This is a genomic window from Corynebacterium sp. UMB4614 (assembly GCF_030217065.1).
Classification (GTDB): Bacteria; Actinomycetota; Actinomycetes; order Mycobacteriales; family Mycobacteriaceae; genus Corynebacterium.
Genome location: NZ_JASONC010000001.1, coordinates 75457 through 100798 on the forward strand (window position 1 = coordinate 75457; position 25342 = coordinate 100798).

Genomic DNA, 25342 nt, shown 5'->3' on the forward strand with positions numbered 1-25342 from the left:
TTCTCGCGCTAGCGGTACGCCACTGGGATTGTCCTGGCGCTACGCGGCGGGGTTTGTCCTAGCAGTACCCCGCTTGGTTCCTAGCGGTACGCGACCGGGGTTTCCTCGGAAGCGCCGTACTTATCCAGCAGGTTGGTGGCCTCCTGCTGGGTGGAGCCGTCCAGCTTCTCGTTGAGGTGCGAGAGGTTCTCCGGGATCTCACGGCCACGGGCACGCATCGCCTGCGCGTACAGGCGGCCGGAACGGTAGCTGGAGCGAACCAGCGGGCCGGACATGACAGCCGGGAAGCCCATGTCATAAGCAGCCTCGGAGTGTGCCACGAACTCCTCCGGGCGCACCCAACGCTCGATCGGGTGGTGCATGGAGGTCGGGCGCAGGTACTGGGTAATCGTGAGGATGTCGGTGCCAGCCTCGCGCAGGTCACGCATGGCCTCCACGACCTCCTCCTCGGTCTCGCCCATGCCCAAGATCAGGTTGGACTTCGTGATCAGCCCATAATCGTGGGCCGCACGGATGACCTCCAGGGAGCGCTCGTACTTGAAAGCCGGGCGAATGCGCTTGAAGATGCGTGGCACGGTCTCCAGGTTGTGGGCGAAGACCTCCGGCTGGGACTCGAACACGATCTGCAGCAGCTCTGGCTTATTCGAGAAGTCCGGGGTGAGGTTCTCCACGCCAGTGTTCGGGTTGAGCTCGTGGATCTTGCGGACGACCTCCGCGTACAGCCAGGCGCCCTCGTCGTCCAGGTCGTCGCGGGTCACGCCCGTGACGGTGGCGTACTTCAGGCCCATCTCGCGGACGGACTCCGCCACGCGGCGCGGCTCGTCGCGGTCCAGGGGGGTGGGCTTACCGGACTTAATCTGGCAGAAGTCGCAACGGCGGGAGCAGGTGTCGCCGCCGATAAGGAAGGAGGCCTCGCGGTCCTCCCAGCACTCGTGGATATTCGGGCAGCCAGCTTCCTGGCATACGGTGTGCAGGCTCATGCCCGTCACGCGGTTCTTCATGTCCCGATACTCGGGGCCCATCTTCGCGGTGGTGCGGATCCAGCGGGGCTTAGCCTCGATGGGGGTCTGCGAGTTCTTAGCTTCAATGCGAAGCATCCGGCGTCCGTTAGCGCTGACAGTCATAGAGTCCACCCTACGCTGGTCCCCCGATGATTGCTAACAATCTCGGCGTGCGGGCTGACCTGCCCAAACATCACCGGCATGGCCAGCGCTGGGGCTAGTCCTTGTGCACCGCCAGCTCGCCGTTGAGGGCAGCCACGATGTTCTTCTCCAGCGCTTCGCGGCACTCCTCGACGGTGACGTCCCGGCCCAGTTCCGCGGACAGCGTGGTCACCCCGGCATCGGCGATGCCGCAGGGCACGATGTGCCCGTAGTACTCCATCGTGTTGTCACAGTTCAGGGACACCCCGTGCATCGTCACCCCGCGGGTGACACGAATGCCGATCGCTGCGATCTTCCGGGCGGGCTTCAGCTCGCCGCCCACCACGCCGGCGGGCAGCCACACCCCAGAACGGCCCTCGACGCGACCGGTGCCTTCCAGGCCCACGTCCTTACAGGTCTGGATCAGTGCTTCCTCCAGGCGGCGCACGTAGTCCACCACGTCCACCGGGTCGGCCAGCTTGATAATCGGGTAGGCCACCAGCTGGCCCGGCCCGTGCCAGGTGATGCGACCACCACGGTCGACGTCCACTACCGGCAGCCCGTTATCCGGCCGGTCGCTGTCCTCGGTGCGCTTACCCGCCGTGTACGTCGACGGGTGCTCCAGCATCAGCAGCTGGTCGCCGATCTTCCCCTCGGCGCGTTCGGCGGCGAGTTCGGCCTGGCGATGCCAGGTCTCTTCGTAGTCCACGGTCCCGAGCTCGTTGACCTCGATCGGGGTGGAGTCCATGCGGATACTGCCGGTTTGAAAGCCCATGTTTGCCAAGTGTAGCGCGCAGCACAAAACCCCCAAGCCTTGAGGCTCAGGGGTCTGAATGCTGCGGGGCTAGTGACAGCTAGTTACCCGCGGGCGCTATCTTCCGCGCGGGGCGCTGCCATCAACCAGCGCCACCGTGTAGGGGGCGGGGGCTTACAGCCCCAGGGAGGGGAGGAAGGAGCTTAGAGCTCGAGGTCCTCCTCGAAGTCGCCCTTCTCCAGGCGGTCGCGCAGGGTGGACATGAAGCGGCCTGCGTCGGCGCCGTCGATGACCTGGTGGTCGTAGGTCAGCGGCAGGAAGACCATGTCGCGGATAGCGATGGCCTCGTTCTCGTCCTCGGTGAGGACGACCGGGCGCTTCACGATCGCACCGGTGCCGACCATGGCTGCCTGCGGCGGAACCAGGATCGGGGTGTCGGTCAGGGCGCCCTCGGAACCGATGTTGGTGATGGTGAAGGTGCCACCGGCCAGATCGTTCGGCTTCAGCTTCTTGTTGCGTGCGCGGTCAGCGATGTCCGCGATGGCCTTCGCCAGCTCCGGCAGGCTCAGGTCCTGGGCGTCGTGGATGACCGGGGAGAGCAGGCCGTCCTCGGTGTCCACCGCGATGCTCAGGTTCACGCGGTCGTGGTAGGTCATCTCCTTGGTCTCAGCGTTGTAGGACGCGTTGACGTTCGGGTGGGAGATGAGCGCCTCGACGGCAGCCTTCGCGAAGAACGGCAGGAAGGTCAGGTTCACGCCGTGGGCGTCCTGGAAAGCCTTCTTGGACTTCGCGCGCAGGTCGGCGACGAGGGTCATGTCGACCTCGTGGACCTGGGTCAGCTGCGCGGAGTTGCGCAGGGACTCCAGGGTGGTGCGTGCCGTGATCTCGCGGATGCGGTTGACCTTCTGGGTCGTGCCGATCAGCTCCTGCTTATTCGGGTCGACCTTGTGCGCGGATGCACGCGGGCCGGCCGGCAGGTTGGTCTTCGCGCCGGTGGTGATGTTCTCGCCCTCGGCGGCGGCCAGGACGTCCTGCTTGCGGATGCGGCCGCCAACGCCGGTGCCGGTGACCTTGGAGAGGTCCACGTTGTTCTTCTCGGCCAGCTTGCGGACCAGCGGGGTCACGTACGGCAGGTTATCGCCGGACGGCTCGCCAGCGGAGCCGGACTTCTCGCCGCGGTCGGCGACGTTCGGGCGTGCGGTGGTCTCCGCAGCCTTCTCGCGTGCAGCCTCGCGGGCGGCCGCGGCCTTGTCCTTGCCGGAATCCTTCTTCTCGGACTTCTGCTCGTCCTTGGAGTCGTCCTTCTTCTCCGACTTCTCAGTCTTCTCGGAAGACTTGTCCTCGGACTTCTCCTTCTTCGGCTCGTCCTTCTTGGCTGGCTTGCCGGAGCCGTCGCCGATGCGGGCGATGACGTCGCCGACCTCGACGGTGTCGTCCTCCTCAGCGAGGATCTCGACCAGGGTGCCTGCGACCGGGGATGGGATCTCGGTGTCGACCTTGTCGGTGGAGACCTCGAGCAGTGGCTCGTCGACCTCGACCTTGTCGCCGACGGACTTCAGCCACTGGGTGATGGTGCCCTCGGTGACGGACTCGCCGAGCTCCGGCATGGTGACGTCCTCGCCCTCACCGGAACCCTCGGAAGCGGAATCGTCGGAAGACTCGTCGGAGGAGGTGTCCTCGGAGGAATCCTCAGCGTCTTCGTCCTCCGTCTCCTCCGGCTCCTCAGCCTTCGGCTCTTCCTTCTTGGCCGGCTTAGCCTCGCCGTCGCCGATGCGGGCGATGACGTCGCCGACCTCGACGGTGTCGTCCTCCTCAGCGAGGATCTCGACCAGGGTGCCTGCGACCGGGGATGGGATCTCGGTGTCGACCTTGTCGGTGGAGACCTCGAGCAGTGGCTCGTCGACCTCGACCTTGTCGCCGACGGACTTCAGCCACTGGGTGATGGTGCCCTCGGTGACGGACTCGCCGAGCTCCGGCATGGTGACGTCCTCGCCCTCACCGGAACCCTCGGAAGCGGAATCGTCGGAGGACTCATCCTCGGACTCCTCAGCAGCCTCCTCATCGGAGCTGTCCGCAGCCTCGTCCTCGTTGGAGGAGTCGTCGCCCTCGTCATCGGAGGAAGGAGCTTCATCCTCCTCGCCGATCTCAGCGATGACGGAACCGACCTCGATGGTGTCGTCCTCTTCGGCCATTACCTTCAGCAGAACGCCGGCAACAGGGGAGGGGATCTCGGTATCAACCTTGTCGGTGGACACCTCGAGCAAAGGCTCATCCACCTCTACCTTGTCGCCAACCTTCTTCAGCCACTGGGTGATGGTGCCCTCAGTGACCGATTCGCCCAACTCGGGCATTTCGACGGACTGCGCCATGGTGTTGAAGCTCCTCTTGAAACGCGAAAACTAGCTGTGGTCGAGTTTTAAAGACCAGTTACTCAACAATTGTACGCTCTCAAGCAACTTTCGACGCACCCAACCCCGACCGAGAACCGGACTGCCTAGAATGGCTAGTTGTGTTCAATCTTTTTGGCCGATCCAGCAAGAATCAGACCAAGCCGCCGCGTGCGCCCGGAGACACCATCCGCGCACGTGATTTGGAGTACCTGAGCACCTGGTCCGCGCAGCATGGCGGACAGGCAGGTGGGGTGGAGGGCTTCGTGGAACCCGAAACCATCATCAACGAGATGTCGGTCGTTCTCGTCGACGGCTCTGGGGACTGGACGCGCCGCAAGATCGGCGGGCCGAAGGGCATCGACGTGGTCGCCAAGCAGCTCGGCATCCCCCTCTACTTCGCCGAAGAGACCGGCTACCCGCAGCGCATGCGCGACCGCATCGAGCGTGACCGGCTGATCAAAAAGCGCCTCGAACAGCGCGAACGGCGCGCCCGCATGGAACAGGCGCGCCGCTCGGAAGAGGAGTCCTAGCCCTTCGGGGGGGGAGAAACCCTAGCCCCGGGCAGTTCTTGCCGAGGGGAGGGCCAGGGCTTGGGCTTAGCCCTCCTTGCTGGTCCCTGCCAGGTGGCGCAGGGTCGCCAGAATCGTGCGCACCGGCACGCCCGTGCCGCGCTTCGGGGTGTAGCCGAACGCGCCCTCGGTGTTATACGCCGGGCCGGCGATATCGATGTGTACCCACTCCACGCCCTCGGTCACGAAGTTAGCCAGGTAGTGGCCGGCCACCGACATGCCACCCCAGCGGCTGGCGGAGATATTGCGCAGGTCAGCCACATCGGACTTCAGCGCCTCGCCCAGCTCAGGCGGTAGCGGCATAGCCCAGCCGTTCTCGCCGATCTCCTGGGACAGTTCCGCCACCTTGTCGCGGAAGGCGATGGAACCCATGACACCCGGGGTGCGGTTGCCCAGCGCCACCATCTGCGCGCCGGTCAGGGTCGCGGTCTCGATGAGGTAATCCGGCTCGTCCTCGCAGGCGCGCGCCATCGCATCCGCAAGGATCAGGCGGCCCTCGGCGTCCGTGTTCAGCACCTCGGTGGTCAGGCCGTTGTAGTGGCGCAGCACGTCACCCGGGCGGGTTGCCGTGGAGCTCGGGGTGTTCTCCGCCAGCGGGATCGTGGCGATGACCTTCATCGGCAGGTCCAGGCGTGCGGCCGCCACCATCGTGGCGACGACAGCCGCGGAGCCACCCATGTCCGAAATCATGTCCCACATATTCGCGCCCGGCTTCAGGGAGATACCGCCGGTGTCGAAGGTCACACCCTTGCCGACGAGGGCGACCTGTGGTGCCTCGTTATCCGCGGAAGGCTCGTGGGTCAGGCGCACCAGGCGCGGTGCGTGCTCACTGCCCTTACCGACGCCGACGATGCCGCCGTAGCCCTTCTCCTCCAGCTCCTTTTCATCCAGGATCTCGACGCCCAGCCCCACGGCCTCAGCGATCTCGCGGATCGTGTTGGCATAGGTCTCCGGGTACAGGAAGTTCGCCGGGGTGTTCACGAAGTCACGGGCCAGCGCCACCGCGGCGGCGTCAACCTGAGCCTGGGTCAGCAGGGCGGCGTCGGCCTCGCGGGCGAGCACCGTGATGGTGGCGGGGGAGTCGCACGCGTCGGCGTCGTCCTTAGCGGAAACGTCCTGACCAGCGGCGTCCTTGGCGGAAGCGCCCTTGAAGCCAGCGAAACGGTAACCACCCAGGGCGTGACCGACCAGCGCGGCCTCCGGGGAAATCAACCCGAGGCTGGAGACAACCTTCGAACCCAGGCCCGCAGCACGGGAAGCCACGCCCGCGAGCTCGCGGATGTCCTCGTCCGTGGACTCGTCGATATCGCCCAGACCCAGCGCCAGGATCTTGGTCGCCGGAGCCTTCCCCTCGGTCGCCAGCAGCTCGCCCGGCACCGGGGTCAGCTCCTCGCGCTTGCCAGTCGCACCCACGCCGGTGAGCACGCGCCACAGGGTAATCTCCTGCTCCTTGCTCAGCAGGCCGGAACCCGTGGCGGCCAGCTCCAGGCCGTTGGCGCCCTGAAACACCGGGACGATAAGCGTGTCCACCTCCGTGTCTGCCGGAACCTCCGCGACGAGGTCAATCGCCGGCATCGTGCCACGGTTCGGCAGGGCGGAATAAGTCTGGGCGGGATCCAGCGCGATCGGCTGGCCTGGCTGGGTGGTCATGATCGAAAATCAATCCTTTCGCAATGCGAAAACTCACTAATGCGCCATCAACTGTACTCACAATTTTTCGAGGAACTATGGTTGTAGCCATGAGCGAAAGCACACCGAACACCACCGCACCAAACACCAATCTGAGCTTCACCGTCACGCCGAACGAGAACCGCACTTCCTCGGCGGATATCGCCAAGGTCCTCGAGAACCCGGGCTTCGGCGTCCACTTCACCGACCACATGGTCCTCATCGACTACGACGAGGAGATCGGCTGGCACAACGCCCGCGTCGAGCCCTACGGTCCGCTGAGCATGGACCCGGCCAGCATGGTCTTCCACTACGGCCAGGCCATCTTCGAAGGCATCAAGGCCTACCGCCAGCCGGACGGCAGCATCGCCACCTTCCGCCCGGAGCAGAACGCCCAGCGTATGGCCCGTTCCGCCGAGCGCCTGGGCATGGCCCCGCTGCCGGAGGAGCTGTTCCTCGAGTCCCTGAAGCAGCTGGTCGCCATCGACCACGAGTGGGTGCCAGCAGCAGGCGGCGAGGCCGCACTGTACCTGCGCCCACTGATGATCGCCCGGGACGTCCACCTGGGTGTCCAGCCTTCCAAGACCTACACCTACATGGTTATTGCCTCCCCGGCGGGAGCCTACTTCACCGGTGGCATCAAGCCGGTGAGCGTCTGGCTGTCCACCGAGTACGTGCGCGCTGCACCCGGCGGCACGGGTGCCGCGAAGTGCGCCGGTAACTACGCCGGTTCCCTCATGGCACAGGCCCAGGCCGCCGAGCAGGGCTGCGACCAGGTCGTATGGCTGGACGCCGTTGAGCGCAAGTGGGTCGAGGAGATGGGCGGCATGAACCTCATGTTCGTCTTCGGCGAGGGGGAGAACGCCGAGGTCATCACCCCGGAGCTCTCCGGCTCCCTGCTGCCGGGCGTGACCCGCGACTCCCTGATCCAGGTCGCCCGGGACCTGGGCTACAACGTCAACGAGCGCCGTATCTCCATCGAGGAGTGGGAGCAGGCCGCGAACTCCGGCATGCTCTCCGAGGTGCTGGCCTGCGGCACCGCGGCCGTGGTCACCCCGGTGGGCTCCGTGAAATACGCCGGCGGTGCGTACGACATCAACGGTGCTCAGACCGGCGAGGTCACCATGCGGTTGCGCGACCACCTCACGGGCATCCAGCGCGGTGCCGTGGAGGATAAGCACGGTTGGCTGCATACCCTGGTTCCGGCTGAGGACCTGCAGTAGCGCGCCTGCAATAACGCCCTAGCTCCGTAACGCGCTTCGAGCGCGGTGGTGTGGAGCGAAACTTCACGGCCCCGGGCTACCATCGTTGAACTGCTCCCCATTAGTTGGCCTGATTTATCAGCTACCGATTAGTGAGGAGCAGTTTTTCGTTGAGAGCACGAAGTTCGCTGAGCGAAGATCAGCGCGAGCAGTAAGTGGTACAAACTCTGGCGCGACATGGAAACTATCTGCACAAATGTTTATAGTGGTCCAGACCCAAGACGGTACGGATGCAGAGATTTCAGAGATACCTACTGGGTTATTGTTACAGGAGCTCACAGCGATAATCTTTGATTGGAGACGCAATGCTGAATGGAAATTTTCACCTTGCGCAGTTTCTTTGGGTCATCTTTATCCTGGTGCTGATCCCCACCGTAGTAGTTTACATTTTGATAAACAGGCATGTTCCTGAAAACTGCCATAATTCACGACTTCCACGTAGAGCTCCCGTTGCGTCTTTTCTTGTTGGGCTTCTGTCAGCTGCATTCTGGCTTTCATGGTCTCCGAGATCAAGCATTGGAGATTTTTTTCTATATGGCGCGCCTAACCAATTCCCTAAATGGCAGATTATTGGTTGTGGAATTTCCCTGATACTCGGTTCGGGTATAATTGCATATGTTAACTCTGGGTCTGTCAGGGGAACTCTCATTATATCTCTTCTTACGGGCTCAGGTTTTGGCGCAGCTTTCGCGTTCGATGCATCTTTTGGTGTAACATCCCAAGAAGGAATTGGGGTTGTTTTTGCCTTTGTGGGAGTGGCGCTACTTTGCATCCCTTTGAACCTGCTATTTGTCGCGATTAAGCGAATCGTGAATCGAAAAAACTCTCCTAAATAAATGAACTGCTCCCCATTAGTTGGCCTGAGTTATCAGCTACCAACTAGTGAGGAGCAGTTTCCGTTGAGAGCACGAAGCTAGCCAAGCGAAGATTAGCGCGAGCAGTTAGTGGGCTCAGCTACACGCTCCCAAACGCGAAGAGCCAGATTGATGTCCAGCGCGCGGTGCCACGTGTCCATGGTGACGTTCTCGATCGCCCCGCCGACCGCGATGCCCGCGTTGAGCACGAGCACATCCACCGCGCCGATGGCCTCGGCCGCGGCTTCCCGGTCGGCGTCGGAGGTCACGTCCAGCTTGCGGTAGGTGCACGTTTCGCCGAGCTTGATGACGTCCTCGTTCGCCGTGTCATGCAGGTCCGTCGCGATGACGGAATCGCCGCGGGCGATCACCTCCGGTGGCGTGGCCGGCGGATCAGGTCAGCATCGACAGCAGGAACACGGAGTCCTCGTCCGCGTCGACCCGGTGCGGGACCATGGCGGGCAGGTACGCGACGGTCCCCGGCGTGAGGACCTCGGTGCGGTCGCCGACGGTGAAGCGCACTTGGCCCTCGATGCATTGCACCATGATCGGGTGTGCAGCGCGGTGATCGGGCAATGTCTGTCCGGAACGGAAGCGCATGGCGATGATGTTGACGCCGTCGGCCGTTTGCAGTCGTTTCACGGCCGGGCCGTCGCCGCCCTCTGCAGCTGGTGCGGCGGTGGCGATGTCATGAAGGCTCAGGGCTTCCGGCTCGGCGGTCAGTTCAGCTTTCTGGTCGGCGTCGAGGAATTCGATCTCGGGCTCGCGTCGGGCGGCGGACGATGCTTCGCGCCCGGGGCCGGGAGCGTTGGAATCGGCGCCCGTCGCATCGAAGGCATCGGCGGTGTCGCGCAGACGGGCCACGATGCCGATCGAGGCGAGAGAGTCGTCGTGTTTGGCGAATGTGCTGCGCATGCCCAGGACCCGTCGGCGCGCCGCCGGCTGCCTGATCGCGTTGCCCACGATCCGCGCGACCCCGGCAGGGCCCTCGTCCTCGAGCATCTGGCTCGGCTTGAGTAGGCCCATCTCGCCGATGCGGACCTGTTCGACCTCGAAGCCGTGATCCTCGAGCAGCTGCCGCCATTCGGCGGGGGTGAGTGGACGGGCATTGACGCGAATCGCCTTCGACATGGCGACCCGGATCTCGTCCTTCGTCGACGTCGGGAGGTCGTCGGGGGTCAGTGCGAGTTCGTGGATCGCGTACCGGCCACCGGGCACGAGGATGCGGCGGACCTCGTCGAGGATGGCATTCTTGCCCTTGACTCCCTGCATGGTGAGCATCGCTTCGCCGATGACGGCATCCGCTGAATCGTCGTCGAGGTCCGTCGACTGGGCCTTGCCCTTCACTACGCGACCCTGGCCGCTCACGACCTTGGCTGTGGTCTGCACGGCGGCTTCGTCTTCGTCGACTCCGACGTATCCGGACGGCCGTCGCTTTAGGATCTCCGCCGCCGTGACGCCCAGGCCCGGGGCCAGTTCGACGACTCGGGCATCGGTGAGGCGGGACTGGTCGAGGATCCACTCCGTCATCTTCCGGCCGCCGGGGCGCAGCACCTTCTTTCCGAGCCTGGCCAACAGCCAATGTCCCTGGAGTTGATCGAAATCCCTGTCGCGGGCGGTCATGCGTGACTCCTTCGTCGAGTGTCGGTGGTGGCGGTGTCGTCGGAACGTGGCCGCCAATAATCCGAATATGAAGTACTGAGTATCAGGAACGAGCTTAGGCTAACCTTAATTACTTGTCGAGAAGGGATGAAAAGCCAGATCGGGCCGTCGCAAAGCTGCTTTGCGACGGCCCGGAAGGGGGGAGTTGGTTCGAGAAATGCCCCGGTCAGCGGTCCTGCGGAGTCTGGTCGACGAGCTCGTCGTCCTCCGGGATCTCCCCGGCCGGGCGCGGCGGGATCGAGCGGATCTGATCTCGGCTCAGGCCGGGGCCGAATTGGTGCGGCGGCAGAATGACCTCGCGGCCCAGGCGCAGCGACTCCTCGATGGCGGCGAATATGCGCACGTCGGCGAGCCCCTCCCGGCCATCGGGCTCGGGGCGCACGCCGGCGCGGACGCAGTCGATGAAGTAGCGGGTCTCGCCGGCGAACTGGTCGACGGAGGTGGCCTCATGGGTCTTCGTGCCCTGCGGCGTGGTCAGCGTCCAATTTCGCGGCGGCTCCGGCGCGAAGCCATAACAGGAGTTCGACGTGATGGTGCCCTTCGACCCCACCAGCTGGAACGTGTCCAGGTCCGCGGCGTTGTAGCTGAGCGTGTACTGCGCGACGCGGGCACCGGGGAAGCGCAGCGTCACGCCGACGCCGTCCTGGAAATCGAAGTCGCGGTCGCGCGAGCTCACGCCGGTGGCGTGCACGTGCGTCGGCTCAGCGCGGAACAGATGACGCACCAGATTCAGGGGATAGGCGCCGAAGTCGGGGACGGGGCCGCCCCAGAAACCGGAGTGGCCGCGGTGGTTGGCCTCCTCGATGTCGTGCGCGAACGTCGAGGTGAACGTGCGGGTCTCGCCGATGACGCCGCGGTCGACCATGTCCGCCAGCTCCACCAGGTAGGCGTCCTGGTGCATGCGGTAGGCGACCATCAAGGTCGCGCCGGAGCGCTGCGAGGCCGCGATCATCGCCTCGCAATCCTCCACGGAATCGGCCATCGGCTTCTCCAAAAGCACCGGGATGCCGGCGTCGAGCGCGGGCTCTGCGAACTCGCGGTGGCGGAAGACCGGCGTGGCCACGTAGATACCGTCGATGTCGCCGCGCTTCAGCAGCTCGGGGAATTCGTCGTAGTCGTACACCGCCACGTCGTCGGCGGTCGCCCGGCCGGTCGCCGCGGGGTCATCGTCGGGTCCGGCTCCGGCACCCGTTCGCTTGGCGACGGCCTCCGCCTTGGCGTCGGAGCTGGTCACCACGGCGGCGACCACCGCATCGGGGAGGCTGCGCAGAGCCGGGATGAAGGCCTGCTGCGAGATCTGGCCGACTCCGACGACGGCGAAACGGAACGGCGAGTCGGGGGAGTTGGGCGTGGAAGGCGTCTGGTTAATGTCAGTCATCATCGCCGACGGTACGCGCGGACACGAGGCCCCGCCATGTTATCGACCGGCCCACAGCGTCGCGCCGGAGGTGCCGATGGTCAGCGGCGCCATGCCCGGAGTGCCGGAGGCGACGGGGATCAGCGTGCCGGCGGTGAGCTCGTCGTTGAGGTCGGTTTCGTCGTGGGTAGGGGCGGCACCGATCTCGTCCGACGGCAGCCACGCCTGGATGACGCGCAACTTCTTGCCGTCGAGGTAGCCGGAGGCGTTGAGCTCGGAGTGGCGGATCCTGCGTCCGGCGCTGACCCGCTGGGCCATGCCCGGCGTCAGGATCGACGCGGTGCCGGCCGCGCTGCCCTCCATACCGCCATCGTCGCGGTGGCGCAGGCGGCCGGTCATGATCCAGGTGACCAGCTCGACGTCGTTGTGCTGGTGCATGTCGAAGCCCTCGCCGGGGGCGACGATGTCGTCGTTGTGCACCATGAGCAGCCCGAACGCGTTGCCCTCGAGGTCGAAGCTGCCGGTGGCGGGGAAAGACTGGCGAGACAGCAGCGCCGAATCACGCCACGTCGAGCGTTCATCGGCGCGGATGATGCGGACCTCAAGGGCCGTCATCGGCGTCTTCTTCTTGCCCATGCCGCAATTCTATGCCGGTGGCGCGGCGGGACGGGACTGGTTTCAGGGCAGCTACAGGACCGGATCAACGCACTCTAAATCGAGAAGAGCCGGTAAGTGGCACAACACCGCACGCATCCAACATCGACTTTAAGGGCCTGACCCCGATGCAATATCGGACTCAGGCCCTTGAGCTCCTAACCGCCTAGGGTTAAAAGCCCAACTTTCGGGGGCTAGTTCACTTTCGGTGGCACCGAGGCCTTAAGCGTTGCTAGGCAGGGCGCTGATCAGGGGAGTGCGGTCTTATGCCTCGCCCTCGGCGAACTGTGTGGCCAGGCGCAAGTGCGGCAGCGCCAGCAGCGTACCCGCTCCCTGACCCAGGCCGATCCCGGTCGGCAGGATTGGGCTTAAGCCCAAGGCGCCGAGCGCCGGCACGATCGCCGGCTCCGTGCCGGGGGAGGCAGGCTGCCACCAGTCGCGAGCGGTGGGAGCCAGCATCTGCGCGCACAGCGCGGCCGCCGCGCAGCCCGCACCATCGAAGATCACCGGCGTGCGCCGGATCGCGGCCTGCGCGAGCATCCCGGTCAGCACCGCGATATGCGGCGCGGCCGCCCGGGCGAGGATCTCGCGGGGCTCGGTGCGCACATCCCGCACCGCGAACATGCCGTCGCGAATCTGGGCTACCTTGCGCCGCCAGCCCTGGTCATCAATGCCGGAACCCCAACCGATGACCTTGACCGGCTCTATCCCGCAGATCGCGCCGATGATCGTCGCGGCCGCGGTCGTGGTGCCCGGGCCGAAGTCGCCGAACAGCAGCAGCTCCGTGCCCTTATCGGCCTCCGCATCGGCGAAGGCCGCACCGGCCGCTAGCCACTCCTCGATGCCGGGCTCCGCCCCAGGGGAGGCCTGCTCGGTGGAAAGCTGATCGGTGGCCGCGGCGTTGGCGTCGATAAACTCTACCCGAACATCCTGGGCCACCGCAGCGGCGGCGACGGGGGAGCGACCCGAGGAATACAGCTCGCCCACCTGAGAAAGGGAGTCCTCGGGGAGAACGGACACGCTGGGCGTCGTTGAAGACCCACCCGCGACGACCGCCAAGGTCACGCGCTCCAGCGCGGCGGGCAGCTCCCGGCTCTGGCAGGCCGCCAACCAGCCACCCCAGGCGGCGAGCTCCCCCAAGCTCGCACGGCCGCCACCGGCAGCCATCGTCGTCGCCTCCAGCCGGCGGGTCGCCTCAGCAACGCGCGTCGGATCGACTGCTTCCACGGCCGTGAAGTCCACTGCCATTTAGCGAACGTCCTCGCCGATCTCTACCTGCGGGGCAGGGTTACGCATCTTGCGGATCATCGTCGCGCGGCCGAAGGCGTACATACCCAGCCCGAACTTACCCAGCGTGGTGTCCGGGTACTTCTCGCGCACCAGGCGGTTGACCTTGCGGCCAAGGATGATGCCCTCGATGACCATGAGGATCAGGATGCCGAACATCACCAGGGAGGCGGTGTTCGCCAGCATCGGGTTGCGCAGGCCGATCACCATGATCACGACCACGACCAGCGCGATCGGCATGAAGTAGTTGCCGAGGTAGCGGTGCGAATCCACCCAGTCGCGAACGAAGCGACGCTCCGGACCCTTATCGCGGTCCATGAGGTAGCGCTCGTCGCCGGCCATCATGCGCTCGTTAATGTGGCGGCGCTCGGCCTCGCGCTCCCGACGCTCCTTGGCCTTGAGCTCCTTGTACTCCTCCTTGGACATGGAGGCCTTGAGCTCCTTACGGCGCTTGCGGGCCTCGGCCGGGGTCTCTGGACCCTGGTAGGGGCCGCGGCGCACGCCGGCCTGGCGCTCCTGCTCGTTACGCTTCGGGGTCGGCCGACCCTTCGGCGGGGTGAAGGCCTTGTTGGCAGGCTGCTTGTCCCCAGCCTCTGGGGTGGCCTCGGCGGATGCTGCGGCGGTGCTGGCGGCAGCGGAGGTGGATGTGCTCTTCTTACGCGACTTTTTCACGCCTCTTAGGCTAGAGCAGAATCAGGGGGCTATCAAAAGGATGGAATAGTTTCGCGGCAACGTTCGTTGTACGGGAGGACGGAGCGCGAGCTTGTGGAATTCGCACCGCTTCGCGAGTAACCTAAACGAGCATCGAAACCATCCTTATTGAGGAGGAAATATGACTGCCCCAGAGAAGGTCACGGGTGTTGAGCTGACCGACGCCGCTGTGGCCAAGGCAAGCTCCCTGCTGGCCCAGGAGGGTCGCGACGACCTGGCACTGCGCATCGCGGTCCAGCCAGGTGGCTGCGCTGGCCTGCGTTACCAGCTGTTCTTCGATGACCGCTCCCTGGACGGTGACCTGAAGGACGAGTACGAGGGCGTGAACCTGGTCGTCGACCGCATGTCCGCCCCGTACCTGATGGGCGCGAAGATCGACTTCGCGGACACCATCGAGTCCCAGGGCTTTACGATCGACAACCCGAACGCTTCCGGCTCCTGCGCCTGCGGCGACTCCTTCTCCTAAGCCGAAGAAGGCCCCTGGGCCCCGCAATTGCGGGGTAGCGAAAAAGGGAAGACGGCGAAACGCCGCGGCCCCACGATGAGTGGGTGCCGCGGCGTTTTCTGTTGGGGTGGATAATTTAGAGGGCCAGCGGGGCAGGGAGCCCAGGGTTTGGCCGAAGGGCTGGACCTATGCGCTGGGGAAGCAGCCGCTGGCGCCGGGGAGGGGCTCTAGGGCCGGGGAAATAGGCCTAGGCTCCGGATTCCCCGGAACACAGCGCGCTTAGAGCTTCACCGGGTAGTCCTGCTCGCTGATGCCCGGGTCGATGCGCTTCTCCACGAAGATGCCATGCCAGATCATGAACGCCAGCACCGTCCATAGGCGGCGGGAGTGATCCGGGCCGGAACCGGAGTTCATCGCCGTCCGGTGCTCCTCGAGCATCGCCAGCACCTCGGCCTTGTTGAAGATGTGATCCGTCTGGGAATCCTCGATGTGCTTCTTCGCCCAGCCGTAGAGCTCGTCGCCGGCCATCCAGTGGCGGATCGGCACGGGGAAGCCCAGCTTCTTGCGGTTGAGCACGTGCTCCGGAACGATGCGCTCCATCGCCTTACGCAGCGCGTACTTCGTCGTCCCGTGGGAGATCTTCATGTCGATCGGGAGGGTCTCCGCGACGTCGAAAACGACCTTGTCCAGGAACGGAACGCGCAGCTCCAGGGAGTTCGCCATCGTGATCTTGTCTGCCTTGACCAGAATGTCCCCGCGCAGCCAGGTGAACAGATCCAGGTGCTGCATGCGGGCCACCGGATCCATGTCCCTCGACTTCGCGTAGATCGGGGCGGTGACCTCCCGGTGATCCCACTCGGGGCGGACCTCGCGCAGGACGCGCTCCAGCTGCTCGTAGTTGAAGGAGCGGGCGTTGCCGTAGTAGCGCTCCTCCATGGACATCGTGCCGCGCTGCAGCAGCGACTTACCGCGCACGCCGTCTGGCAGTGCGTCGCCCAGCTTCGCCAACACCTTATTAATAGGGCCAGGAATCTTCTCGAATGGGGCGAGGCTCAAAGGCTCCTTATAAATGGTGTAGCCACCGAAGAGCTCGTCCGCGCCCTCGCCGGAGAGCACGACCTTCACGTGCTTGCGGGCTTCGGCTGCCACAAAGTACAGCGGCACCAGCGCCGGGTCGGCAACCGGGTCGTCCAGGTACCACATGATCTTCGGCACCGCGTCGGCGAATTCCTCCGGGCTGACCACCTTGACGATGTGCTCCGCGCCGATCGCCGCAGCGGACTCCGCGGCCACATCAACCTCGGAGTAGCCCTCGCGCTGGAAACCCGTGGTGAAGGTCAGCAGGTCCGGGTTGTGGCGCTTCGCCAGGGTGGCGATAGCCGTGGAGTCGATGCCGCCCGAAAGGAAGGAACCCACCGTGACGTCCGCGCGCATGTGCTTGGCCACGGAATCCTCCAGCGCTTCGGCGATGCGCTGGAAGAGGGCGTCCTCGCCGCCCGCCGGTACCTTAGCCACCGGGAATTTCGGCTCGAAGTAACGCTCCTCCTCGATGGTGCAGCCGCCCTTCGCGCCCTCCGCCGGGGGAGTGACGAACGCACGCGAACCGGACTCCAGACGGAAGATGTTCTTGTGCAGGCTCTCCGGCTCAGGGACGTACTGCAGATCGGTGTAGTGAGCAATAGCCCGGGGATCCAGATCGAGGTTCAGGCCGATGGCGTCCGCAAGGGAAAGGATGCACTTCTTCTCGGAAGAGAAGACCGTCGCCTTGTCCGTCGATGCCAGGTACATCGGCTTGATGCCGAACGGATCGCGAGCGAGGAACAGGCGGCGCTCCACCGAATCCCAGATCGCGATGCCGAACATGCCACGCAGGTGGTTGACCACATCGGCACCCCAGTGGTGGAAACCAACGACGATCGGCTCGCCGTCGCCGCCGGTATTAAAGGAGTAACCCAATTCCTGGAGTTGCTCGCGCAGTTCGACGTAGTTGTAGATCTCGCCGTTGAAGGTCATGGAGTAGCGGTTCGGCTGATCCGCCGGCCCCCACTGCAGCGGCTGGTGGGAGTGCTCCAGGTCGATGATGGACAGGCGGTTGAAGCCGAAGACCACATCGTCGTCGTTCCAGGTGCCGCTATCATCCGGACCACGGTGACGCATGCACGGCAGCGCTTCAGCGACCGGGTCGCTGAACGTGTTGGCAGTGCCGTCGGCGGACAGTAAACCAAGTAGGCCACACATAGGGTGCTTTACTACTCCTGAATCATCGGGGACTATATAAACTGACGCGCGGAACAGAGGTGGCCGCGAGCCAGGTCGGTTAGACTACAAACTACGCGCTCGGGGGCGCTCGTCCTAGCTGGCGCGCGGGGCAGAAAACGGGCAAGTTGCCCCGGACGGGGGGAGGGGCTCACAGGGAACCCCCAAAATGTGGCACCCACCGCAACGAATAGTGGCAATTCGCTGTATATGGTCTAAAGTTCTCTAGTGAAGCAGTCTTGGGCGCAACAAGCGTGCGCTCACCACGAGCGATAACGCCGAAAAACCCAAGGCTATGAACGTGTGAACGAGGAAGGCATAATCGCGTGGAACAGCGAAAAGTGCACGGTATGACTCGCCGTATTGCTATGGCAGGGACGCTCGGCCTGTCCGGCCTCGCCCTTGCTGGTTGTAACGTCGCGCCCCCGGAGAACGGCTTTTTCCATGCTCTCCGCATGGGCTGGCCGATGGGTATCACCCCGGAGGCTGAGCAGATGGGCAACTACTGGGTCTGGGTCTGGGTGGCCGCCTGGATCATCGGTATCATCATGTGGGCCCTGATGTTCTTCGTTATGGGTCGCTACTCCAGCAAGGCTCGCTCCCGCCGTGGCGACAACGAGGAATTCCCACGTCAGACGGGCTACAACGTCCCGCTCGAGCTGGTGCTCACCACCCTCCCGGTCCTGATCGTCATGGTCCTGTTCTTCTTCAACGTCCAGACCCAGGACAGCGTTACCGCCCTGGATAAGGACCCGAAGGTCAAGGTCGACGTCACCGGCTACCAGTGGAACTGGAAGTTCGGCTACGGCGAGATCAACGGCGAGCTGCTGGGCGGCCAGGACTACGAGGGCGTCGACAAGGAGGCTCAGCAGCGCGCTGAGGACTCCAAGTACGAGATCCGCTCCAACACCAACCACGGTGTCGGCCCGATCCACGGCCGCTCGAAGGAAGACTACAGCTACCTGAACTTCAACAAGATCGAGACCGTCGGCTCCACCGACGAGGTTCCGGTCCTGGTTGTTCCGTCCAACACCGCAATCGAGTTCAACCTCGCCTCCGCGGACGTTGCCCACTCCTTCTGGATCCCAGAGTTCCTCTTCAAGCGCGACGTGTTCCCGCACCCGGAGGCAAACCAGTCTGAGCGTCGCTTCCAGATCTCCGAGATCAAGGAAGAGGGAGCATTCGTCGGTCGCTGTGCCGAGATGTGCGGTACCTACCACTCCATGATGAACTTCGAGCTGCGCGTCGTCTCCCCGGAGAAGTTCGCGGACTACATCAAGTTCCGTCAGGACAACCCGGAGGCTCCGAACTCCGAGGCTCTGAAGTCCATCGGTGAAGCTCCGTACTCCACCTCTACCCACCCATTCGTTTCCGACCGCACGGGCACCCGTGAAGCCGGCGAAAACATGACGGACCGCAACGCTGCCTAAGGGCACCGCGCGAGTTCCTAACTAGAGAAAGAGGAAAAGATGACTTCCGGAGCAAAGCTTTTCTACGGCCTCGCCCTGTTCTTCTTCGTCATGGACGTGGTCTACATCCTGGGCACCAAGCACCTGGTCGAGACCAACCGTGTGATGGGCACCGAGTGGGCTGGTGTCACCGGCCTGACCCTGGCCCTGCTGCTGTCCCTGATGCTGGCTGTGTACCTGCACCTGACCGACAACAAGACCGACATCGGTCCTTCCGACTGGGAGATGGCTGAGATTGAGGACGGCGCTGGCGTGCTGGGCTTCTTCTCCGCTGGCTCCATCTGGCCGCTGCAGCTGACCATCGCCGTGATGCTGGTCGCTTACGGTCTGGCCTTCTGGCACTTCTGGCTGATCGTAGCCGGCGCAATCTTCCTGATCTGGGGCTCTGTCATGATGAACCTCCAGTACGGTGTCGCTCGCGACGACCACTAAACGCTTAAGCGTTCACACGCTTTAAGGCCGCGGCCGGGATCCCTCGACGGGAACCCGGCCGCGTTCCGTATTTCTGGACCCTGTTCGCCAATATCTCGCTGTCAGCCTGCGGGCCATCGCATCTGCAACCGCGCTGGGGGGTCATCTGGTTGGGCTAGCGGGGGGCGGGTTGAGGGACAGGCGTGCGCGCGGTTCAGTAATCAACGGCAGCGGAGTACTTCGGTTGAAAAGCAACGCAAAAGGCCCCTCGGTCAGGCTTTAAACCTTTACCGAGGGGCCTGATGGGGCAGTGGTGCGGCCCTAGCGGGCGATCATCGCCTCCATCTTCTCTAGGGCTGCGCCGGACTCCAGGCTCTCGCGGGCGCGGTCGATGTTCCGCTTCAGCGTGGCCTGCAGGCCGTCTTCCTCCCAACCCTCGACGGTGGCCAGCGCTGCGGCGCCGTTGAGCAGGACGGCGTCCTTAATCGCGCCCTCGAGCTCGCCACGGAAGAGCTTGCGGGCGATCTCGGCGTTGTACTCGGCATCCCCGCCGCGCAGGGCGTCCTCCTCGTAGAAGTCGAGGCCCAGGGAACGCGGATTGATGATCTCCTCGCCGGTCTGGCCGTTGGCATCCACCGTGACCACGTCGGTTGGGGCGCACACGCTGATCTCGTCCATGCCGTCCATACCGCGAACGACGAGCACGCGGCTGCCCTGGTGGGCGAATGCTCCGCCGATGATCGGCATGAGATCCTTGAACGCACAGCCGATGAGGCCATAACCGGGCTTTGCCGGGTTGGTCATGGGGCCGAGCAGGTTGAAGACGGTCGGAACCTTCAGCTCGCTACGCACTGGGCCCGCGAAACGCATGGCCGGGTGGTAGGCCTTCGAGAACAGGAACGCGAAGTGCGTCTCCTTGAGGTCCTCCGCTACGGCCTCGGGGGAGCGCTCGATGTCCACACCGAGCGCCTCGAGCATGTCTGCGCCTCCACATTGGGAGGACGCCTTGCGGTTACCGTGCTTAACAACGTTCGTTCCGGTGCCCGCGACGACGAAGGACGCCATCGTGGAGATGTTTACGGTGTTGCGGCCATCGCCGCCGGTTCCGACGATGTCCACGATCTTGTCCACGCCCGAGAAGTCCACCGGGGTCGCGAAAGAGCGCATGGCCTCTGCTGCAGCGGCGAGCTCCGCGGCGGTGATGCCCTTAACCCGAAGACCAAAGGCAAAGGCGGAGATCAAGACGTCGCTGGCGCGTCCAGCCATGATCTCGTTCATCGCCCAAGCGGTCTGGGACTCGCTGAGCTCTTCGCGGCGACCCAGGCGGTCCAGTAGGCCCGGCCAGGTGAAGTAGGACTCCGGAAGCTGCTCGGCACCAAGTGCATGAGCGGTAGAGGTGAATGTGCTGTGATCGGTTGACTCTGTTGCCACCTGTTGGCTCCCTTCCAAAGCTGTTTCTTTAAATAATACGGCGGAGGTTAGTGTTGCCTGTGAGCGGGTGGCGTGGATCACCACTGCGAACCGAATCTCGGCGAATTCTGCGGGGGTAAAGGTGAGATGCGGGGGCGCTTCGGGGTCGGGGTTCGGGCCTGAAGTGGGGGAGGGGGTGGTGCCTTGCTGGCTGAATCCTGTGAACAAAATCGGGTGTCAGTACGGCGGAAAACCGGGTCCGCTTATGCGCTGACCTGGCACGATGTGGTGCGTCGGATAGCGGTTCCAAAAAGTTCCGACTATCCCCCAAAGGGGGGATACTGGCAGGTTTGTCCAAGGTTTGACCTGCTGTTTTCCAGTCCGCTTTGAGCTTTCACGCGTGGGGAATCGACTATCTGCCAGAAAACAGCCATACTTAGACACGTGACAAGCGCAGTTGAAAACCCAGGTATGGCAGCACCACATCGTGTTGCGACGCTGAACCGACCGAACATGGTCAGCGTCGGCACGATCGTGTTCCTGTCTCAAGAATTGATGTTTTTTGCTGGCCTGTTCGCGATGTACTTCGTGTCCAAGGCCAACTCGGGAGGCAATTGGCCATCCGAGCCAACCGAGCTGAACGTGCCTTTCGCGGCGACGATTACGATCATCCTGATCTCCTCGTCCGTGACTGCGCAGTTCGGCGTGTTCGCGGCTGAGAGGGGGGATGTCTTCGCTCTTCGTCGTTGGTACGCACTGTCGGCGTTGCTGGGAACCGTGTTCCTTATCGGTCAGGGATACGAGTACTTCCACTTCGTCGAGACTGGAACCACGATCCCGGGCTCCGTTTACGGCTCGGTGTTCTTCATCACGACCGGTTTCCACGGCGCACACGTGCTGGCCGGTGTGATTGCGTTCCTCGTTGTGTTGCTCAGGACGTTCAAGTCCAAGTTCACCCCGGCACAGGCAACCGCTGCCGTCGTCGTGTCCTACTACTGGCACTTCGTCGACGTTGTCTGGATCGGCCTGTGGATCACGATTTACTTCGTTCAATAGGCCGTTAGCGCCAACTCAGGTTGGCCGACAGCCCATCGCAATTCCATTGACGAGTTAAAGGGAACAAGATGGATACCTCTAACAACAACGCGAGCGCTGGTGCAGCAACCGGTGCGCAGCGTTCCCCAGGGGCCGCACGGCGGCGCCGCAAGCTCCGCAAGGTGCTTGCCGGGGCATTCGCTCTCGTCGTCGGACTGACCGGCGCGGGATTCCTGGCTAATGCCCTCACTCCGGACCCGAACACTGCTACGGCACAGCAGGACGAGACCGCACTGGTCCAGCAGGGTAAGGAAATTTACGAAGTGGCATGTATCACCTGCCACGGTGCCAACCTCCAGGGCCAGGAGGGTCGTGGTCCTTCGCTGATCGGTGTCGGCGAGGGCTCCGTGTACTTCCAGGTCCACTCCGGCCGCATGCCGATGCTGCGCAACGAGGCGCAGGCAAAGCGTAAGCAGCCGCGTTACTCCGAGCAGCAGACCCTGGCTCTGGCGGCATACGTCAACGCCAACGGTGGCGGCCCGGGCATCGTCCGCAACGAGGACGGCTCCATCGCCATGGAGTCCCTCCGTGGTAAGAGCACCACCGACGGTGAGATCAACCCGGCCGACGTGGCACGCGGTTCCGACCTCTTCCGTCTGAACTGTGCCTCCTGCCACAACTTCACTGGCCGTGGTGGCGCACTGTCCTCCGGTAAGTTCGCTCCGACCCTGGATCACGCGAACGAGCAGGAAATCTACCAGGCCATGCTGACTGGCCCGCAGAACATGCCGAAGTTCTCTGATCGCCAGCTGACCGCTGACGAGAAGAAGGACATCATCGCCTTCGTGAAGAACGCTAAGGAAACCCCGAACCCGGGTGGCTACGGCCTCGGCGGTCTGGGTCCCGTTAGCGAGGGCATGCTGATGTGGTTCGGAGGCATCATCGTGATGATCGCCTTCGCGATGTGGATTGGAACCCGGTCATGAGCGAATTGAAGAATAAGTACACTGATGCCGAGCTGGCACAGATGAGCGAGGAAGACCTCGCTCGCCTCGGCACCGAGCTGGACGGCGTGACCGTCGCTTACCGTAAGGAACGCTTCCCGATCGAGAACGATCCGGCTGAGAAGCGTGCCTCCCGTCGGGTTGCCACCTACCTGATCCTCTCCATCGTCCTCGGCCTGGCATTCGTTGCCATCTACCTCTTCTGGCCGTGGGAGTACAAGCACATGGATGAAGAGGGCCTGTGGTGGTACACCTTCTACACCCCGCTGCTGGGTATCACCTCTGGTCTGTCCATCACCCTGCTGGGCATGGGTGTTGCGGCTTACACCAAGAGCTTCATTCCGGAGGAGATCTCCGTTCAGACTCGCCACGACGGCCCGTCTGACGAGGTCGATCGCCGCACCCTCGTGGCCCTCCTGAACGACTCCTGGAAGACCTCCACCCTCGGCCGCCGCCCGGTGATCGCCGGCCTGGCCGCAGGTGGTGCTGCACTCGCTGGTCTCGCGATCATCCTCCCAATGGGTGGCATCGTGAAGAACCCGTGGAAGCGCGGCGCAATGGGCATCGCCGGCGACGGCACCCTGTGGACCACCGGCTGGACCCTGCACGAGCAGGGCGAGAAGCTGTACCTGGCTCGCGACACCGGCGCCGTGGCTGAGAACCACGACGGCCACTGGAGCACCCAGGGCATCTCCCGCCTGGTCCGCGTCCGTCCGGAGGACCTGGACGCTGGTGCCATGGAGACCGTCTTCCCGATGACCGAAAGCATGGTCAACGACGGCGACAAGTACGACTCCAAGGCTGAGGTCTACGAGGACCACATGCACTCCATCCACGGTTCCCGCAACGCGGTCATGCTGATCCGCCTGCGCCACGAGGATGCTCTGCGTGCTGTCCAGCGTGCCGGCCAGGAGGACTTCCACTACGGCGACTACATTGCGTTCTCCAAGATCTGTACGCACATTGGTTGCCCGACGTCCCTGTACGAGCAGCAGACCAACCGTATTCTTTGCCCGTGCCACCAGTCCCAGTTCGACGCGCTGCAGTACGGCAAGCCGGTCTTCGGCCCAGCCGCACGTGCACTGCCAGAGCTGCCGATCACGGTGGACGAGGAAGGGTACCTCATCGCCAAGGGCAACTTCATTGAGCCTGTTGGCCCGGCATTCTGGGAGCGTAGGTCATGACCACTAAGCAACAAGGCCGCCTCGCGCAGGCCGCAAACAACATCGATGAGCGCTACACCGCATCTGGGGTAATCCGCCCGCAGATCAACAAGGTGTTCCCGACTCACTGGTCCTTCATGCTCGGTGAGATCGCGCTCTACTCCTTCATCATTCTGATCCTGTCGGGTGTCTACCTGACCCTGTTCTTCGACCCATCCATGTCGAAGGTCATTTACGACGGCGTCTACGCACCGCTCAACGGTGTGGAGATGTCCGCCGCTTACCACACGGCCCTCGATATCACCTTCGAGGTGCGTGGTGGCCTGTTCATTCGCCAGGTCCACCACTGGGCAGCCCTGCTGTTCTCCGTTTCCATCATGGTTCACATGATGCGTATCTTCTTCACGGGTGCATTCCGCAAGCCACGTGAGGCCAACTGGGTTATCGGCTGCCTGCTTCTGCTGCTGTCGATCGCCGAGGGCTTCATGGGCTACTCCCTGCCGGACGACCTGCTCTCCGGTGTGGGTCTGCGAATCATGTCTGCAATCGTGATCTCCCTGCCGATCATCGGCACCTGGATGCACTGGATCATGTTCGCCGGTGACTTCCCGGGCGACATCATCATCCCGCGCCTGTACATCGCGCACGTGCTGCTGATCCCGGGCATCCTGCTGGCTCTGATCGCTGCTCACCTGGCTCTGGTCTGGTTCCAGAAGCACACCCAGTTCCCTGGACCGGGTCGCACTGAGAACAACGTTGTCGGCGTCCGAATCCTCCCGGTCTTCGGCGTCAAGGCTGCTTCCTTCGGCCTGATCACCTTCGGTTTCGTGGCACTGCTGGCTGGTCTCTTCCAGATCAACGGTATTTGGAATATCGGCCCCTACAACCCGTCCCAGGTCTCCGCTGGTTCCCAGCCGGACGTCTACATGCTGTGGACTGATGGTGCTGCCCGTGTCATGCCGGCATGGGAGCTGTACCTCGGTAACTACACCATCGCCTCTGTCTTCTGGGTTGCTCTGCTGCTCGGCCTGCTGGTCGCGCTGCTGGTTGCCTACCCGTGGATCGAGCAGAAGATGACCGGTGACACTGCACACCACAACCTGCTGCAGCGTCCGCGCGACGTCCCCGTCCGCACCGGCCTCGGCGTCATGGCTCTGGTGTTCTACGCACTGCTGACCGTCTCTGGTGGTAACGACCACGTCGCTCACTTCTTCGACATCTCGCTGAACGTGATGACCTGGGTCGGCCGCATCGGCCTGATCGTGCTGCCTCCGATCGCGTACTACGTCACCCACCGCATCTGCGTTGGTCTGCAGCGGCGCGACCGGGAGATCCTGGAGCACGGTATCGAGACCGGTACCATCCGTCAGCTGCCGTCCGGCGAGTTCATCGAGGTCCACCAGCCGCTTGGTGGCGTCGACGAGCACGGCCACGCCATCCCGCTGGAGTACCAGGGTGCATACGTGCCGACCCAGCCGAACGACCTCGGTGCGGCTGGCAAGCCGGGCCGCGGTGGCTGGTTCAGCCCGGACTCCCCGGAGATCGCCGAAAAGGCTCAGGAGATCGAGCACCGCAACGCGCTGGAGCGCAAGCAGATGTTCGAGCGTCTCCAGGAGGCCAACCGTGCCGAGCTGGAGTCCCGCAACGAGGACTAAACGCCACGAGGCGCATAGCTCGCAGAAGTACCGGCGCTAGTTCCAACTGCCACTAGCAGCCGGGAAAGGCTAAGGGCGGGGCCCACGTTAAAAACGTGGGCCCCGCCCTTTCTCTATGCCCTATCTAAAGCTTCCCGCTGTTCCTGCCTGAGGGATTTGCGCGTGCGGAAGCGTTGAGCGGGGT

Annotated in this window: 22 protein-coding genes; 10 read left to right on the top strand and 12 right to left on the bottom strand. The window is 63.8% G+C overall.

Annotated elements, in window-relative coordinates:
- Nucleotides 1–80 precede the first annotated feature (80 nt).
- The 3 genes from lipA to sucB form a co-directional block, all read right to left on the bottom strand.
- Nucleotides 81–1124 (bottom strand): lipoyl synthase, encoded by a 1044-nt coding sequence (lipA, locus tag QP413_RS00300; RefSeq protein WP_012360497.1) that lies wholly within the window; start codon nucleotides 1122–1124, stop codon nucleotides 81–83.
- Nucleotides 1125–1218: 94 nt separating this feature from the next.
- On the bottom strand, nucleotides 1219–1917 hold the full coding sequence (lipB, locus tag QP413_RS00305) for a lipoyl(octanoyl) transferase LipB (protein WP_149121633.1): 699 nt from the start codon (nucleotides 1915–1917) through the stop codon (nucleotides 1219–1221).
- Between the two features lie 182 nt (nucleotides 1918–2099).
- The gene (sucB, locus tag QP413_RS00310) at nucleotides 2100–4265 is read right to left on the bottom strand and encodes a 2-oxoglutarate dehydrogenase, E2 component, dihydrolipoamide succinyltransferase (protein WP_284780024.1); all 2166 of its coding nucleotides are present in this window, start codon (nucleotides 4263–4265) and stop codon (nucleotides 2100–2102) included.
- Nucleotides 4266–4405: 140 nt separating this feature from the next.
- Here sucB and QP413_RS00315 point away from each other — a divergent pair, with 140 nt between their 5' ends.
- On the top strand, nucleotides 4406–4816 hold the full coding sequence (locus tag QP413_RS00315; RefSeq protein WP_284780025.1) for a hypothetical protein: 411 nt from the start codon (nucleotides 4406–4408) through the stop codon (nucleotides 4814–4816).
- A gap of 66 nt (nucleotides 4817–4882) precedes the next feature.
- Here QP413_RS00315 and QP413_RS00320 read toward each other — a convergent pair whose 3' ends face one another.
- Complete coding sequence (locus QP413_RS00320; protein WP_284780026.1) at nucleotides 4883–6505, bottom strand: leucyl aminopeptidase; 1623 nt, start codon at nucleotides 6503–6505, stop codon at nucleotides 4883–4885.
- A gap of 77 nt (nucleotides 6506–6582) precedes the next feature.
- On the opposite strand from QP413_RS00320, the gene QP413_RS00325 reads away from it, so the two are divergent.
- On the top strand, nucleotides 6583–7746 hold the full coding sequence (locus QP413_RS00325) for a branched-chain amino acid aminotransferase (RefSeq protein WP_284780028.1): 1164 nt from the start codon (nucleotides 6583–6585) through the stop codon (nucleotides 7744–7746).
- Nucleotides 7747–8090: 344 nt separating this feature from the next.
- The gene (locus tag QP413_RS00330) at nucleotides 8091–8621 is read left to right on the top strand and encodes a hypothetical protein (RefSeq protein ID WP_141759410.1); all 531 of its coding nucleotides are present in this window, start codon (nucleotides 8091–8093) and stop codon (nucleotides 8619–8621) included.
- A gap of 92 nt (nucleotides 8622–8713) precedes the next feature.
- Here the strand turns inward: QP413_RS00330 and QP413_RS00335 are convergent, their stop codons facing one another.
- The 6 genes from QP413_RS00335 to QP413_RS00365 all read right to left on the bottom strand — a co-directional run bounded on the left by QP413_RS00335 (nucleotide 8714) and on the right by QP413_RS00365 (nucleotide 14271).
- The gene (locus QP413_RS00335; protein ID WP_070757777.1) at nucleotides 8714–9010 is read right to left on the bottom strand and encodes an SDR family oxidoreductase; all 297 of its coding nucleotides are present in this window, start codon (nucleotides 9008–9010) and stop codon (nucleotides 8714–8716) included.
- Between the two features lie 22 nt (nucleotides 9011–9032).
- Nucleotides 9033–10262: a methyltransferase domain-containing protein gene (locus QP413_RS10265; RefSeq protein WP_070757779.1), complete on the bottom strand. Its 1230-nt coding sequence runs from the start codon at nucleotides 10260–10262 to the stop codon at nucleotides 9033–9035.
- Between the two features lie 205 nt (nucleotides 10263–10467).
- Nucleotides 10468–11679: a Gfo/Idh/MocA family protein gene (locus QP413_RS00350; protein WP_070757839.1), complete on the bottom strand. Its 1212-nt coding sequence runs from the start codon at nucleotides 11677–11679 to the stop codon at nucleotides 10468–10470.
- A gap of 39 nt (nucleotides 11680–11718) precedes the next feature.
- A complete protein-coding gene (locus QP413_RS00355; RefSeq protein WP_070757781.1) occupies nucleotides 11719–12294 on the bottom strand; it encodes a pirin family protein in 576 nt (191 codons plus the stop codon).
- 282 nt (nucleotides 12295–12576) lie between these two features.
- Entirely contained in the window at nucleotides 12577–13560 is a 984-nt protein-coding gene (locus QP413_RS00360) for a nicotinate-nucleotide--dimethylbenzimidazole phosphoribosyltransferase (protein WP_284780031.1), read from the bottom strand.
- The gene (locus tag QP413_RS00365) at nucleotides 13561–14271 is read right to left on the bottom strand and encodes a DUF3043 domain-containing protein (RefSeq protein WP_284757835.1); all 711 of its coding nucleotides are present in this window, start codon (nucleotides 14269–14271) and stop codon (nucleotides 13561–13563) included.
- 160 nt (nucleotides 14272–14431) lie between these two features.
- Between QP413_RS00365 and QP413_RS00370 the strand changes: the two genes are divergently transcribed.
- Nucleotides 14432–14776, top strand: coding sequence for an iron-sulfur cluster assembly accessory protein (locus QP413_RS00370; RefSeq protein WP_012360489.1), 345 nt, complete (start codon nucleotides 14432–14434; stop codon nucleotides 14774–14776).
- A gap of 258 nt (nucleotides 14777–15034) precedes the next feature.
- Here QP413_RS00370 and asnB read toward each other — a convergent pair whose 3' ends face one another.
- Nucleotides 15035–16993 (bottom strand): asparagine synthase (glutamine-hydrolyzing), encoded by a 1959-nt coding sequence (gene asnB / locus QP413_RS00375; RefSeq protein ID WP_284780033.1) that lies wholly within the window; start codon nucleotides 16991–16993, stop codon nucleotides 15035–15037.
- 344 nt (nucleotides 16994–17337) lie between these two features.
- On the opposite strand from asnB, the gene QP413_RS00380 reads away from it, so the two are divergent.
- Entirely contained in the window at nucleotides 17338–18441 is a 1104-nt protein-coding gene (locus QP413_RS00380; protein ID WP_070757789.1) for a cytochrome c oxidase subunit II, read from the top strand.
- A 39-nt stretch (nucleotides 18442–18480) separates the two neighbouring features.
- Nucleotides 18481–18912, top strand: coding sequence for a cytochrome c oxidase subunit 4 (locus QP413_RS00385; RefSeq protein WP_070757791.1), 432 nt, complete (start codon nucleotides 18481–18483; stop codon nucleotides 18910–18912).
- A 300-nt stretch (nucleotides 18913–19212) separates the two neighbouring features.
- Here the strand turns inward: QP413_RS00385 and trpD are convergent, their stop codons facing one another.
- Nucleotides 19213–20322 (bottom strand): anthranilate phosphoribosyltransferase, encoded by a 1110-nt coding sequence (gene trpD, locus QP413_RS00390; RefSeq protein WP_070757793.1) that lies wholly within the window; start codon nucleotides 20320–20322, stop codon nucleotides 19213–19215.
- Between the two features lie 450 nt (nucleotides 20323–20772).
- On the opposite strand from trpD, the gene QP413_RS00395 reads away from it, so the two are divergent.
- The 4 genes from QP413_RS00395 to QP413_RS00410 all read left to right on the top strand — a co-directional run bounded on the left by QP413_RS00395 (nucleotide 20773) and on the right by QP413_RS00410 (nucleotide 25158).
- Nucleotides 20773–21357, top strand: a complete 585-nt coding sequence (locus QP413_RS00395; RefSeq protein WP_187441039.1) for a heme-copper oxidase subunit III — start codon at nucleotides 20773–20775, stop codon at nucleotides 21355–21357.
- 68 nt (nucleotides 21358–21425) lie between these two features.
- A complete protein-coding gene (locus QP413_RS00400; RefSeq protein ID WP_070757796.1) occupies nucleotides 21426–22322 on the top strand; it encodes a cytochrome c in 897 nt (298 codons plus the stop codon).
- Complete coding sequence (locus QP413_RS00405; RefSeq protein WP_070757798.1) at nucleotides 22319–23524, top strand: ubiquinol-cytochrome c reductase iron-sulfur subunit; 1206 nt, start codon at nucleotides 22319–22321, stop codon at nucleotides 23522–23524. Before QP413_RS00400 ends, QP413_RS00405 begins: the two co-directional genes overlap by 4 nt.
- The gene (locus tag QP413_RS00410; protein WP_070757800.1) at nucleotides 23521–25158 is read left to right on the top strand and encodes a cytochrome bc complex cytochrome b subunit; all 1638 of its coding nucleotides are present in this window, start codon (nucleotides 23521–23523) and stop codon (nucleotides 25156–25158) included. The genes QP413_RS00405 and QP413_RS00410 overlap by 4 nt, the downstream gene beginning before the upstream one ends.
- Nucleotides 25159–25342 lie beyond the last annotated feature (184 nt).

Excerpts from the sequence above, each read along its gene's own strand:
- lipA (WP_012360497.1), bottom strand. The coding sequence starts at position 1,124 with ATGACTGTCAGCGCTAACGGACGCCGGATGCTTCGCATTGAAGCTAAG.
- lipB (WP_149121633.1), bottom strand. The coding sequence starts at position 1,917 with ATGGGCTTTCAAACCGGCAGTATCCGCATGGACTCCACCCCGATCGAG.
- sucB (WP_284780024.1), bottom strand. The coding sequence starts at position 4,265 with ATGGCGCAGTCCGTCGAAATGCCCGAGTTGGGCGAATCGGTCACTGAG.
- QP413_RS00320 (WP_284780026.1), bottom strand. The coding sequence starts at position 6,505 with ATGACCACCCAGCCAGGCCAGCCGATCGCGCTGGATCCCGCCCAGACT.
- QP413_RS00325 (WP_284780028.1), top strand. The coding sequence starts at position 6,583 with ATGGTTGTAGCCATGAGCGAAAGCACACCGAACACCACCGCACCAAAC.
- QP413_RS00330 (WP_141759410.1), top strand. The coding sequence starts at position 8,091 with ATGCTGAATGGAAATTTTCACCTTGCGCAGTTTCTTTGGGTCATCTTT.
- QP413_RS10265 (WP_070757779.1), bottom strand. The coding sequence starts at position 10,262 with ATGACCGCCCGCGACAGGGATTTCGATCAACTCCAGGGACATTGGCTG.
- QP413_RS00350 (WP_070757839.1), bottom strand. The coding sequence starts at position 11,679 with ATGACTGACATTAACCAGACGCCTTCCACGCCCAACTCCCCCGACTCG.
- QP413_RS00355 (WP_070757781.1), bottom strand. The coding sequence starts at position 12,294 with ATGGGCAAGAAGAAGACGCCGATGACGGCCCTTGAGGTCCGCATCATC.
- QP413_RS00360 (WP_284780031.1), bottom strand. The coding sequence starts at position 13,560 with ATGGCAGTGGACTTCACGGCCGTGGAAGCAGTCGATCCGACGCGCGTT.
- QP413_RS00370 (WP_012360489.1), top strand. The coding sequence starts at position 14,432 with ATGACTGCCCCAGAGAAGGTCACGGGTGTTGAGCTGACCGACGCCGCT.
- asnB (WP_284780033.1), bottom strand. The coding sequence starts at position 16,993 with ATGTGTGGCCTACTTGGTTTACTGTCCGCCGACGGCACTGCCAACACG.
- QP413_RS00385 (WP_070757791.1), top strand. The coding sequence starts at position 18,481 with ATGACTTCCGGAGCAAAGCTTTTCTACGGCCTCGCCCTGTTCTTCTTC.
- QP413_RS00395 (WP_187441039.1), top strand. The coding sequence starts at position 20,773 with ATGGCAGCACCACATCGTGTTGCGACGCTGAACCGACCGAACATGGTC.
- QP413_RS00400 (WP_070757796.1), top strand. The coding sequence starts at position 21,426 with ATGGATACCTCTAACAACAACGCGAGCGCTGGTGCAGCAACCGGTGCG.
- QP413_RS00405 (WP_070757798.1), top strand. The coding sequence starts at position 22,319 with ATGAGCGAATTGAAGAATAAGTACACTGATGCCGAGCTGGCACAGATG.
- QP413_RS00410 (WP_070757800.1), top strand. The coding sequence starts at position 23,521 with ATGACCACTAAGCAACAAGGCCGCCTCGCGCAGGCCGCAAACAACATC.